The sequence below is a fragment of the Spongiivirga sp. MCCC 1A20706 genome (assembly GCF_046524175.1).
Taxonomy (GTDB): domain Bacteria; phylum Bacteroidota; class Bacteroidia; order Flavobacteriales; family Flavobacteriaceae; genus Spongiivirga.
In genome coordinates this window covers 485,282-497,778 of record NZ_JBEFZF010000001.1, presented here as the reverse complement: position 1 = coordinate 497,778, position 12,497 = coordinate 485,282, and the positions used below count along the sequence as shown (strand labels likewise).

The window sequence follows — 12,497 nt, the reverse complement described above, 5'->3', positions numbered from 1 at the left end:
AAAGTTACTAAAAACGATGATTAGTACTGGATGTTATGAACTATATTTTATTGGTTTCGTTTTCTTCTTGTATCACTCCAAAAAGCTTTTCTTTCCAGTTGGACCATTTGTATTTTTTAGCCATTATGAATAGCAATATGGGGAAAACTACAAAAACAGGGATCATAATATCCCAGCCGGCACTGGGATCAGAAATATCTTTCAATACTGAATTAGTTTGGAAAGCAGTCCAATCTGCTGTTACAAGCAGAGCCGCTACCAAATTGTTTGCAGCATGAAATCCAAGGGCAAGCTCCATACCCTCGTCCATTAAGGTCATAATCCCTAAAAACAAGCCGGTACCTATATAAAATACCATTATAACATAACCGATTTTGTCAACTTCAGGATTGGCAATATGTAAACCACCAAAAATTAAGGAGGTAAATAATAATGGTAGCCATCTATTTTTAAATAATACCCCAAATCCTTGCATTAAATATCCTCGAAATAAGTATTCCTCTAAACTAGTTTGAATAGGAATTAAAATAATCGCCAACACAAACAATATTAAAAAAGGAACCAAATCAAAGTTCCACTCATAATCAGTCGGATTGGTGTAATAATCAGCAAATGTGAATATTGCTGTTATAACTCCCCATAAGAAAAATGAAAAAAAGATTCTATTCCAATCAGTTTTCTTTCTTGTGGTAGTGATTGTTTTAAAAGGTTGTTGATGCAAATACTTGACTACAAAATATAATGCAACTAAAGAAACCGCAAATGGTATCATTAATAACAGTAACGTAAGATTTGAATCCAAAGTAGTCATCATCGTATTAACATCCATACGATTCAAAATATTTTGATCCTTTATTATAAGCGCGATAACAAATGGAACCTGAGCCACAAAATTGGCGAATATCACGACTATTGATCCGATAATATATCTCCAAAAATCGGATTGATATTTTAACGCCTGTGCTATATACATATTTTTATTTTAAAAATTTTAAATCCCAATCCAAGTTGGAATCGCAATGTAAAAAACCATTTTCAACTACTAAAGGCGAATCGAAATTATTAGTATATAATCCACCGGTACCTAAACCTTGAGGCATATCATTATTTAAAGTGGCAGTCCATTGTGCTATGGCATTTAATCCAATGTTACTCTCGAGCGCGCTGGTCACCCACCATCCTACATGGTTTTCCTCAGCCAGATCAATCCATTGTTCACTACCTTTGAAACCCCCTATAAGGCTCGGTTTTAAAATAATGTATTGCGGTCGTATCGTCTGGACGATTTTTTGTTTTTCGTCATGCCCGAATACTCCAATTAATTCTTCATCAAGCGCAATAGGCAATGGTGTTTGTTCGCATAGCTGAGCCATTATTTCTAACTGACCTTGTTTAATAGGTTGCTCGATTGAGTGCAATTGAAAGTCTGATAATATTTTTAATTTATCAAGTGCATCTTCAACTAAAAAAGCACCGTTGGCATCAACACGAATTTCAATATCACTTTGGTCAAACTCCTTTCTTATGAAATTTAGTAATGCTATTTCTTCTTCAAAATTAATTGCGCCAATTTTTAATTTAATGCATTTAAACCCCGTTTCAATTTTATCAATGATTTGATTGCGCATAAACTCCTTCTCACCCATCCAAACCAGTCCATTGATCATTATGCCGGTTCTGTTTTTAGTAAAGTCTGATGGAAATAAGGTAAATTTATCTTCGCTTTGAAGTGATAGGAATGCTTGTTCTAAACCAAATTGAATAGAAGGAAACTCTTTTAACTGCTCATATAAAGCATCTAACCCTAAATATATATGACCACAAAGCCATTGTAACTTTTCCTCATAATCTTTCCGATCATCAATACTGAGACCTCTTAACAAACCACATTCTCCTATTCCCTGTTTTCCTTGATGCTCAAGTAAAACAAACCAGGTTTCCTTTTGTTTTAAAATGCCTCTTGAAGTCCCACTAGGGCGTTTAAATTGAAGTATGTACTGCTGATAACTTGCGTTCATTTACGCAAAAATAACCTTCACAAAGAACTTTATTGGGAAAATTAAGAATACAATTGTACAAAAAATAATGAGATGACGGGGAATGCGACTTGTCCTTGTTTCTATCTTGTTTTCCATCTGTGTTGCAAGGTTACTAGTAAAGAAATAATGCATGACCCAATACAACATAGGTACTAATACTAAAATGAACCATCTGGAAATGAGCAAATAGTGGCCTACTATTTGGTGGTGTAATTCAATTGAATAATAAAACAACGAAGCGGTGCACAAAAATGTGCTTAACACATGACTATTAAATAGCCTGATATTGACGATATTGAAATATTGTCTTATGGTGAAATAGCAATAAAGTAAGGGACTTGCTAAAACTAACAACATAGAATGCTAAGGTGCTTTTAATAGGTAACGCATTTTTTAGAAAAAAGTATATATGGTGTACAAATTAACTTATTACTGCACTCGCTAAAAAAAGTAATGAAAGTAAAAAGGTACTCAGGGCCACTTTTTTTAATTCTGGATCTAAAAGCTTATTAGAATTGGTTTTATAGACTTTAGTTAAATGGATAGACAAGGGAACAATCACTAAAACAGGTAAAAGGTGATTCCAGGAACTAAAAGATTGCCAGCTATAGTATGTGATACAACCAAAAGCAATAGCGATAATCACAAAATGGTATTTTCTTGCCCACCTTCCACCAAATTTTACAACAATGGTATTCTTGTTTGATAATCTATCTGATTCTTCATCCCGCATATTGTTTAAATTAAGCACTGCTACACTTAACAAGCCAATAGTAATTGCAGGAGCCATTATGAAGAAATCAAAACTTTTTGTAAATAAGAAATAGCTGCCTCCTACCGCTACCAAACCAAAAAAGACAAAGACAAACAAATCACCCAGACCGTGATAGCCATATGCGCTATCACCAACGGTGTATTTGATGGCAGCAATTATCGCAATAATTGCCAAAACGGTAAAAATGAAAATGTATAAAAATGATGACCAACTGAAGGAAACATAAATTAGCAGAATGGCTGAAATAAAAGCAAGTATCGCTGCAATTACCACTCCTATTTTCATTTGGCTACTAGTAATAGTTCCACCTTGAACCGCTCGTTTCGGGCCTACTCTGTTTTCATTATCAGTACCTTTTACACCATCACCATAATCATTGGCGAAATTAGAAAGTACTTGAAATAGTATGGTTGTTATGATTGCAAGAATAAATATGCTCCAACTAAAAAAGTTCTCATCATATGCCAAAGCCGTACCTGTGATAATACCGGAAATAGATAATGGAAGTGTTCGAAGCCGAGCAGCAGACACCCAAGCTTGAAGTTTATTTTGTGTCATTTAACAAATAAGATTCTTCGCTCATTTTAACTGCTTGTTTTAAGCTTATTACTTCATCCTGGTATACTGCTATTAAAAAAATATCGTTAGCGAAGCCTATTCGTTTCAATTCTGTTTTTAAGGCAGTAGCCTGTTTGTAAGTTGGAAATTCACCAACGGCAAGGCGCATATACCCGTTTTCACCAAGTTGCCATGGTTTTAACTCAACACGAGAAGGTTTTTTATAACTTGCCAACTGTACTTTATAAACTACTTGTTTAGAATTATCGAGAGCCGCCACACCTGCCAAGGACCTTTCATTGATTATGTTTACTTCATTGCCTACAGCTGCAAGACTATCTTGTAATGCAATAATCAATGCTTGCTGATTTGGATTTATTGCCGATTTTGATTGGTAGCTATCAATAAAGATATACGCTAAGGCTCCCATTAGTATAAGAGTGAGTCCTCCCATACCCCACGCATATAAGTTTTTTATTTTTTTATTTGATTCTTTATGTTCAAAATAAGACTTACGATATTGTTCTTTGTCTTTATTTGAAACATCGATCTCCTTATATAAGTCTAATAAAGTGTCTTCTTCTATAAACGGCATGCAACATATCTTTTAATAACTATGCAAGTTTTAGATCTGGAAGTTTGAGTTAAATAGGCTTTAAATGTAAGCGTTTTCTAAGAATTAAAAAAGCCGGTATTTTACCGGCTTTTATTTCGTGTTGTAAGTCTATTATTTGTAAACAGATTCTTTCTTAAAGTGAGTGGTTAATAAGTAATAAATTACTGCTCTATACTTATTTCTGTTAGATCGACCGTACTTTTCAATTACCGAATCAATTGCTTTATCCAGATCCGGGCTATCTTTAAGACCTAATTTTTTCATTAGGAAGTTTTTCTTCACTGTCGCTAACTCGCTTTCGTCAGAACCAGAAACTGTAGCAGCATCAGCATTATAAATTGAAGGTCCGCATCCGATGGTTACTTTCGTTAAAAGGTCCATGTTTGGATTCACCCCACATTTATCTTTTAAGTCCGATGCATATTTAGCTATTAGGTCATCTCTTTTACTCATAATGGTAGATTTTATTATTGATTTGCATTTATTATTCACTAAAGATAAAGGAATTTTAACAGATGTAGAAACAATTTCATCAAATGAACTTCGAATCGATTAAAAACATATAAAATCGTTATTTTACAGCTTTAAAATACTCCAGCAATACCAAATCATTCGTTATTCTTGGAGTGGCTATTTCAAGTAATTTGGGCGAATCACTTTCTAAGAAAAAATCGTCTAAATTCTCGACTAAACCTTGCTCATCATTTACTGACTGATAACCAAACCCGTACATTGAACAAAGTAATGCTGCTGTGTGTTTATGAGTGGTTTCAAAATAGGTGCTAAAGTCATCACTGCCTTTATCTCCCGGCAAAATTCTAAAAATGCCCCCGCCGCCATTATTAATGACAATAATTCTGAAGTTATTTGGAATATAATCGTTCCAAAGTGCATTGCTATCGTAAAAAAAACTCAAATCACCTGTTAATAATACTGTAGGTCGATTTGTAGCAACTGCTGCTCCAATAGCCGTCGAGGTACTTCCCTCAATTCCACTAGTTCCCCTATTACAAAAAATGGTCAAGCTATTGTTAATATTGAATAGTTGGGCATAACGAATAGTCGAGCTATTACCCAATTGTAATTGATAGTTATCTGGAATTGCCGGAAATATCTTTTCAAAAGCCTTAAAATCAGAGAAATCAATTGTGTTTAAGTAAGCCTCGTGTTTTTGTTTTCTCAGGTTTCTAATAGCATCCCAATGGGCAAAATACTCACTACTTTGTGGTTGATAGTTCTTTAAGAAAGAATCAAAAAAGATATTTGGGCTTGTTTGAAAATGCTTATCAAGGCAGAAATAGGTGTTAAACGCTTTTTTTTCATCGATATGCCAATGATGTTTGGGCTGATAGTGTCGTAAAAAGGCCTTGATCTTTTTTGAGACCACCATACCACCAAAAGTCAGCAGAATATCGGGTTGCAGTGCTTTAAACTCATCATCATTTAAAGAACCGATCAACTGATCGATACAGTTAAAAAACTTGGGATGGTGAATATTAGAGGTGGTTTCAGTTAAAACAATGACCGAATCATCTTCTGCCAAGATATTTAAATATGGTTGTAAAACCGCATTCGGCTTACTTACACCTACTAAAACAAGTTTACGTTTTGCTGCTGTCCATTCATTAATGAATTCGCCGATGTTGCTAGTGTCGAAAATGGGTTTTGCATTTGGTTTGATCACTATGGGTGCAACACTTAAAGAATCGACCTTTGTGTACAGAGGTTCATAAAATGGAATGTTGATATGAACCGGTCCATTTCGTTCAATAGCAGCATTGAGTGCATGGTTTATTTCTTGTGCATTATGTTTTCTGGACTCAACCTGTTTTTGTGCTAATTTCTCATTCTGGGGAGTACCTTCTAAAACTAGTTCAGAATATAAATTTGCCGAATACAAGATGTGATTTTCAAAAACATTTTTTTGTCTGATTGTTTGCCCGTCACCAATATCAATTCGCTCTATAGGTCTGTCAGCACTTAATACTACTAAGGGAATATCACTATAAAAGGCCTCAGCAATTGCTGGATAGTAATTGAGTAAGGCTGAACCCGAAGTGCATACAAGTGCTACAGGCTTTTGAAACTGCTGTGCCATACCTAGGGCGAAGAAGGCAGCGCAACGCTCATCAACAATACTAAAGGTTTTAAAAAAAGGATTTTCAGTAAAACTAATAGTGAGTGGTGCGTTTCTAGAACCAGGAGAGATCACAATATTTTTAATCCCTTTTTCCTGACATAAAAAGGCCACCGTTTGCGCTAAAGGAATTTTGGAATATTTCATCATGGCAATACCTTACAAAAATAACTTATAGGAAAAAGCTTTCCGAGCCATTAGCAAATTAATTCGTAAGAATATTCAACATAGTTTTAGATTTATAAACCGTCTCTTCCCACTCGTTTTTAGCGACACTTTCTGAGGTAATTCCGCCACCCACATAAATTGCAACTTTGTCATCAAATAATTGCATACAACGCAGATTCACAAAAAGCTTCATTTCAGCGTCGTCTACTTCCCCCAAAAAACCAGTATAAAACTCGCGATCATAGCCCTCATTATTTTTAATAAAATCGATCGATTCTTGCTTGGGAAGACCTGCTACCGCCGGAGTTGGATGCAATGCCTCCGATATAGACTCCAACGAGACACTATCTTCTAAATGCGCGGAAATTGTAGTTTTTAAATGTGCTATTTCGCCTGCCATTACGGTCTGCAACTCACTTGTATGAAGCTGATCTCCACTTAGACCGACCGTTTTAAGTTGACTAATTATATAGTCTGTTACAAATTGCTGTTCTTTTTTTTCTTTTTCACCCCAAACAACTTCTTGGTTTTCAATGATGGGTTTGGTACCAGCAAGCGACATAGTAGTAAGGGTGTTGTTTTTATAATCCATAAAAACTTCCGGGGATGCTCCCATCCATGTTCCGATTTCTGGATGGTACCATAAATAGCACAATGCATTGCGATATGTTGAAAGGATATCTATAAATATTGAAAAAGGATCAAGATTGGGAATTGCAACCAACTGTTTACGAGAAAGCACTACTTTGTCCAGATGACCTTTTTTTATGGTACTGATCCCTTTTTCAACTAATTTAATGTGCTTTTCCTCGTCTTTCCCATTACCAATAACATCAGTATTATCTTTCGGTTTGGGCGGATTATCAAACACTATTTCGGCTGATAAACTGATCGAATTTTCGGCGGGTAGTAGTATTTTTTTTTCTCCTGAAAAATTGGCAAAAACAAATCCACGGTTACTAAAGTTGTTAACTTCACCAAGGCTGGTATCTTGCTGTAGTAACGACTCTACCATATTGGTATTGGGTTTTCGATAAACTACAAAGGGTAATTGCTTTTGATAATGCCTTTTTATGTTGTCAAACAGAATCTCCGGTTGCTTCATACTATGATTTGGGAAGTATCATATTTGTCAATTTCACAACTGAGATCAAATTATTTTCGTCATCAGTCACCTTAATATCCCATAGCTGCAATGTTCGACCTTTATGTACGATGGTGGCCTTAGCATGAACAGTTCCCGAGCGAACACTTTTTAAATGGTTAGCCGCTATTTCAACACCACGAACAATATATTTTGATGAATCAACGAATAAATGGGAAGCCGCTCCCCCAACAGATTCAGCCAACGCCACGGTAGCGCCTCCATTTAGCACACCATCGGGTTGATGCACTTTAGGGCTCACGGGCATGCTAGCCGTTAAAAAATCGTCCCCCAAATCAGTGTAGGTTATTTCAAGAGTTTCCATTAAGGTTCCCGGAACCTTAGCATTGATTTTTTCTAATATGACTTTCTTTTCCAATTCTATCCTTTTAGATAGTACAAAATTAACACATAGATACTGATTGGCTGTTTTAAAAATAGTATATTTGATTTTATTTTAACGAACGTTCAATAAAATGCCTAAGGTTAAAACAAGTAAAGAACAAGTGCTAAATAAGGTTATTCCTTTTATTAGAAAAAGGGGAATTGCCAATACGAGCATGGCTGATCTTGCTAAAGAGTGTGAGATTCAAAAATCACATTTCTACTATTACTTTGACAACAAAGATGCGTTGGTAAAAGAAGTATTAGCTACCACTAACAGTTATTTTTCATATAATATGAATAAAATATTGGCAAACGAAACACTTAACACTGCCAATAAACTTAAAGGTATTGAACAGTTACTTAGTAAACTTTTTACTAATAAGCACGAAGGCTGTGTAATGGCCAATACAGCTTTAGAAGCAGCTTATTACAATCCTATTTATTTTGATGAAGTCGCTAAATTCTTTGACTGTTTTATCAATGCACTGAAACAATTACTAAGCAGCAATTACGGTAAAAAGGAGTCTATAGAATTAGCCGAACAAATTGTACAAGACATTGAGGGAGGAATTTTATTAATGAAGGTATATCAAGATCAACGCTACCTTTTTAATGCAATTAAAAGAATGAGAAAAACAATTTGTTTAGAAAAATAAGTGAAGGCCCCCGGTGCACAAATGTGTTATTGGTATATACAACGCACCGGGTCTCGCCTTCCGCATGGTGGAAAGTATGATTTTAAAAGAAAATAAAAAAATAATGACTCACATTTCCATAACTACTGAAGATGGTCAGGACATTTGCGCTACTTATTTTAAACCGGAAAAACCAACTAACAAAACGGTGGTTATTGCAGGTGGAGTTGGTTTACCCCAGCGATTCTTTTTTAAGTTCGCTAGCTGGCTAGCAACAAAAGGTTGTGATGCTTACACCTTTGATTATAGAGGCATTGCACTTTCAAAAGATAAAGAACTTACTGAATTTCATGCTGGATATTTTGAATGGACCAATTATGATTTTAAAGGAATTACTAGTCACATAAAAAGCGTACATCCGGAAAATAACAACTATTTAATCGGTCATAGTTTTGGCGGAAACAGTTTAGGCATGAGTACCGCATACAAGTGCTATGACAAGTTTCTTTTTGTAGGCTCCCAATTTGGGTATTACAGAAATTTTCCCTGGTATATGCAGATCTCTATCCTGTTGGGTTTTGGTCTATTTGTTGGGTTTATTACACCTTTATATGGGTATTTTCCTTCCAAATTGGTTGGATTGGGTGAACCCCTGCCCAAACAAGTGGCATATGATTGGCGAACATTATTACTGCATAAGAATTCGGTTTTAGCCCTTGCTAAGGATCATAACTACTACAGCGAGATTACGCAACCGACATTGATGATTAGCATTGATGACGATAATTTTGCCCCAAAAAAAGCGGTGGACACACTGGCCGAACACGTGTTTGTAAATGCCAAAGTCAAAAGAAAGCATCTAGAGGTGAAAAAGCTGGGTATTAAAAAGTTAGGGCATAATAATTTCTTTAGAAAAAAGCATGAACACCTGTTGTGGCCAATAGTCTCTAATTGGTTTCAAATAAACACCACAACTACTTAATATGAAAAAGTACCAAGCTTCCACTTACTACATTGATAGTGATCACAGCAGCATTATTCAATATGCTAAAGAAAAAATCAGTGGACTAAGAGATCCAGTAGAACAAGTCCGGTCACTATTTGTTGCTGTTCGGGACGATTTTTATTATAATCCCTATGAGCTAGACCTTTCCCCAAAAGGAATGAAAGCGAGTACCGTTTTAACAAAGAAAACCGCATATTGTATAGAAAAAGCGGTGCTACTTGCGGCGGTATTGAGAGCGGTAAACATACCTGCTAAACTACATTTTGGCAATGTTCGTAATCATATTGCAGTGGGTAAGTTTGTTGAACTAACACGAAGCGATTTAATGGTTTTTCATGGCTGCACAGTTGTCTGGATCAACAATAAATGGGTCAAATTAACACCTGCCTTTAACAAAGAGCTATGCCTTAAACTAAATGTTGGAGTTCTAGATTTTGATGGAGAAAACGATGCCATTTTCCAGCCATTTTCTGACGATGGCAGCAAATTTATGGAGTACACTCATGAATATGGAGAGTTTGATGATTTACCCTATGAGTTAATGCTTCAAGAATTTAGAAAACACTATGGCCATTTATGGAACGGTGACAGCTTTCAAATTTCAATTAATTAAAACATTTGTAATGTCAACAGTAGAAAAACAAATAAACTACGACACATCTAATTCCTACTCAACCCTAAATAAGCTGACTAGTAAAACCAAAAATGTATGGTTTGTATTTCATGGCATTGGTTATTTAAGTCGTTATTTCATGAAATATTTCAAGGATCTCGATGCGGATGAAAACTATATTATTGCTCCGCAAGCACCTTCAAAATACTATCTAAACGGTGAATATAAACATGTTGGAGCCAGCTGGCTAACAAAAGAAAACAATGGTAAGGATCTAGAAAATGTGCTAAGCTATACGCAAACAGTTTTCGAAAACGAGCAAGTTCCAGCAAACTTAAATTTGATAGTGCTTGGCTATTCGCAGGGCGTGTCAATCGCTTGTAGGTGGGTTGTAAAACATCAAATACTTTGTAATAAATTGGTATTATTTGCAGGCAGTATTCCACACGAAATTGAAAAAGATGATATGGCATTCTTAAGGACGAACAAAGTTAAAGTATATAGCATTGTTGGAGACAAAGATGAATGGCTTACAGAAAACCGATTAAAAATGGAAAAAGAAAAAGCCGACCTACTGTTTGAAGATCACATTAGCTATACTATTTTTGATGGAAAGCACGAATTAAAAAAGGAATTATTGCAAACCATCATATGAATCTATACCAAATTTTAGAAGATGATATCGTACAGCTTATTCCACTCGATAAATCTCATTTAAATGCACTATGGGAGGTGGCCAAACAACTTGACATACATATGTACGGCCCTTCGGACATTTCAACCAAAGAAAAACTAAATAATTACATTGACAAGGCATTACAATTAAGGGATGATCAAATGGCTGCTCCCTACGCTATTTTAGACAAAAGGAGTGGCACTATTGTTGGCAGTACTCGCTATGGTCATATTGACGACCAGAATAAAGTATTGCACATTGGGTGGACTTGGATTGCTCGCGAAGTACAGGGCAGCGGATTAAACACGCACATGAAATACCTGATGTTAAATCATGCTTTTAAACAAGCTGGTTTTGAAAAAGTAGAATTTCGAATTGATGAACGCAACATCAGGTCGCGAAAAGCTGTTGAAAAGCTAGGTGCTATTTTAGAAGGTATATTGCGAGAAAATACTTTTGTGAAAAACGGATTTAAACGCAGTTCTTGCTGTTATGGCATTTTAAAACGAGAGTGGGAAGCCAGAACCTAATCTAACTTTCGTCTCGCTCGCTCTTTTTTCAAAAGATCTAATTCCCGATTAGTTTGACCGGCAACCGAGGTATTTTCTTCCGCTCTTCGTATTAAATAAGGCATCACTTCCTTAACGGGTCCGAATGGAATTAATTTGATCGTATTGTATCCTTCTTCGGCAAGGTTGTAAGTAATTTGATCACTCATACCGTATAGTTGACCAAACCAAACGTTATCGTTATCTTTTTCAACGCCCAATTCTTCCATTAGCTGTAGACATAAATATGTACTGGCCTCATTATGTGTTCCTACAAATAGAGCAATGTCGTCTAAATGATCAAGAATATATCGCATACAAACATTATAATTCTCATCAGTTGTAGCTTTATCCTTGCAAATCGGAGTTGGATATCCATGTTCTTCAGCACGATCATTCTCTTTTTCCATATAGGCTCCACGTACGATCTTCATTCCTACAATAAAGCCCTCTTCCTTTCCTTTTATATGTAGTGCTTTCAAATAATCTAAGCGGTCCCAGCGGTAGCATTGCAGCGTATTATAGATAATGCAGCTTTTCTTATTATATAACCGCATCATTTCTTCTACCAGATCATCGCTTGCATCTTGCATCCAACTTTCTTCAGCATCAATTAATAAACCAACATTGGCATCATGCGCTGCTTTACAAATTGTATTAATGCGTTCTTTAGTTCGATTCCATTCTGATTGTTCATCAGCTGATAGCGCTTTCTTTTCAGTTATTTTTTGCCAAATAGCAAAGCGTCCCAAAGCGGTTGGTTTCATTACTGCAAACGGAATCTCATCTTTATTATTAGCAAACTCAATAAGTGATACCTTTTTCTTCATTGCGGCATCAAAATCTTCATCGCTCTCTTTTCCTTCTACTGAATAATCAAGAATAGCTTGTATTCCTTTCCGATACATCTTGTCTATCTTGGGTAAACAGTCAGACTCGGTTACCCCGCCACAAAAATGATCGAATACGGTAGCACGAATCAAGCCTTCGACCGGCAAATGAGCTTTCAAAGCAAAATTAGTTACTGCTGTTCCAATCTTTACCAAGGGTTCATTGCCAATAAGTTTAAACAAAAAATAAGCGCGTTCCAGTTCGCTGTCGGTTTTTAATGCAAATGCATTTTGAGTGTTTTCGAAGATGTTTTCTGCTACCATTTTCAACAAAAAATATTACAAATATAATTAAGTAGCAGCTA

At 35.7% G+C, this 12,497-nt stretch carries 14 protein-coding genes; 5 read left to right on the top strand and 9 right to left on the bottom strand.

The genetic code is table 11. From position 1 onward, the window contains the following. Window positions 1-40: 40 nt before the first annotated feature. The 8 genes from ABN763_RS02265 to ABN763_RS02230 form a co-directional block, all read right to left on the bottom strand. On the bottom strand, window positions 41-973 hold the full coding sequence (locus tag ABN763_RS02265) for a CPBP family intramembrane glutamic endopeptidase (protein WP_410483785.1): 933 nt from the start codon (window positions 971-973) through the stop codon (window positions 41-43). A gap of 4 nt (window positions 974-977) precedes the next feature. Then, complete coding sequence (locus ABN763_RS02260) at window positions 978-2,018, bottom strand: o-succinylbenzoate synthase (RefSeq protein ID WP_410483784.1); 1,041 nt, start codon at window positions 2,016-2,018, stop codon at window positions 978-980. Between the two features lie 442 nt (window positions 2,019-2,460). Continuing rightward, on the bottom strand, window positions 2,461-3,372 hold the full coding sequence (locus ABN763_RS02255) for a 1,4-dihydroxy-2-naphthoate polyprenyltransferase (protein WP_410483783.1): 912 nt from the start codon (window positions 3,370-3,372) through the stop codon (window positions 2,461-2,463). Beyond that, the gene (locus ABN763_RS02250; protein WP_410483782.1) at window positions 3,359-3,967 is read right to left on the bottom strand and encodes a hypothetical protein; all 609 of its coding nucleotides are present in this window, start codon (window positions 3,965-3,967) and stop codon (window positions 3,359-3,361) included. The genes ABN763_RS02255 and ABN763_RS02250 overlap by 14 nt, the downstream gene beginning before the upstream one ends. A 132-nt stretch (window positions 3,968-4,099) precedes the next feature. Then, entirely contained in the window at window positions 4,100-4,441 is a 342-nt protein-coding gene (locus tag ABN763_RS02245) for a DUF2853 family protein (RefSeq protein WP_410483781.1), read from the bottom strand. 118 nt (window positions 4,442-4,559) lie between these two features. After that, complete coding sequence (gene menD / locus ABN763_RS02240) at window positions 4,560-6,272, bottom strand: 2-succinyl-5-enolpyruvyl-6-hydroxy-3-cyclohexene-1-carboxylic-acid synthase (protein WP_410483780.1); 1,713 nt, start codon at window positions 6,270-6,272, stop codon at window positions 4,560-4,562. A gap of 58 nt (window positions 6,273-6,330) precedes the next feature. Next, window positions 6,331-7,398, bottom strand: a complete 1,068-nt coding sequence (locus ABN763_RS02235) for a chorismate-binding protein (RefSeq protein WP_410483779.1) — start codon at window positions 7,396-7,398, stop codon at window positions 6,331-6,333. 1 nt (window position 7,399) lies between these two features. Continuing rightward, window positions 7,400-7,822 (bottom strand): PaaI family thioesterase, encoded by a 423-nt coding sequence (locus ABN763_RS02230; protein WP_410484168.1) that lies wholly within the window; start codon window positions 7,820-7,822, stop codon window positions 7,400-7,402. A gap of 91 nt (window positions 7,823-7,913) precedes the next feature. Between ABN763_RS02230 and ABN763_RS02225 the strand changes: the two genes are divergently transcribed. The 5 genes from ABN763_RS02225 to ABN763_RS02205 all read left to right on the top strand — a co-directional run bounded on the left by ABN763_RS02225 (window position 7,914) and on the right by ABN763_RS02205 (window position 11,284). After that, window positions 7,914-8,480, top strand: a complete 567-nt coding sequence (locus tag ABN763_RS02225) for a TetR/AcrR family transcriptional regulator (protein WP_410483778.1) — start codon at window positions 7,914-7,916, stop codon at window positions 8,478-8,480. Window positions 8,481-8,583: 103 nt separating this feature from the next. After that, on the top strand, window positions 8,584-9,441 hold the full coding sequence (locus tag ABN763_RS02220) for a serine aminopeptidase domain-containing protein (protein WP_410483777.1): 858 nt from the start codon (window positions 8,584-8,586) through the stop codon (window positions 9,439-9,441). A 1-nt stretch (window position 9,442) separates the two neighbouring features. Then, entirely contained in the window at window positions 9,443-10,078 is a 636-nt protein-coding gene (locus ABN763_RS02215; RefSeq protein ID WP_410483776.1) for a transglutaminase-like domain-containing protein, read from the top strand. 10 nt (window positions 10,079-10,088) lie between these two features. Continuing rightward, on the top strand, window positions 10,089-10,733 hold the full coding sequence (locus tag ABN763_RS02210; RefSeq protein WP_410483775.1) for an alpha/beta hydrolase: 645 nt from the start codon (window positions 10,089-10,091) through the stop codon (window positions 10,731-10,733). Further along, entirely contained in the window at window positions 10,730-11,284 is a 555-nt protein-coding gene (locus ABN763_RS02205) for a GNAT family N-acetyltransferase (RefSeq protein WP_410483774.1), read from the top strand. Before ABN763_RS02210 ends, ABN763_RS02205 begins: the two co-directional genes overlap by 4 nt. Here ABN763_RS02205 and ABN763_RS02200 read toward each other — a convergent pair. After that, window positions 11,281-12,456, bottom strand: a complete 1,176-nt coding sequence (locus tag ABN763_RS02200) for a proline dehydrogenase family protein (protein ID WP_410483773.1) — start codon at window positions 12,454-12,456, stop codon at window positions 11,281-11,283. The two genes, ABN763_RS02205 and ABN763_RS02200, sit on opposite strands and share 4 nt — an antisense overlap. Window positions 12,457-12,497: the final 41 nt, after the last annotated feature.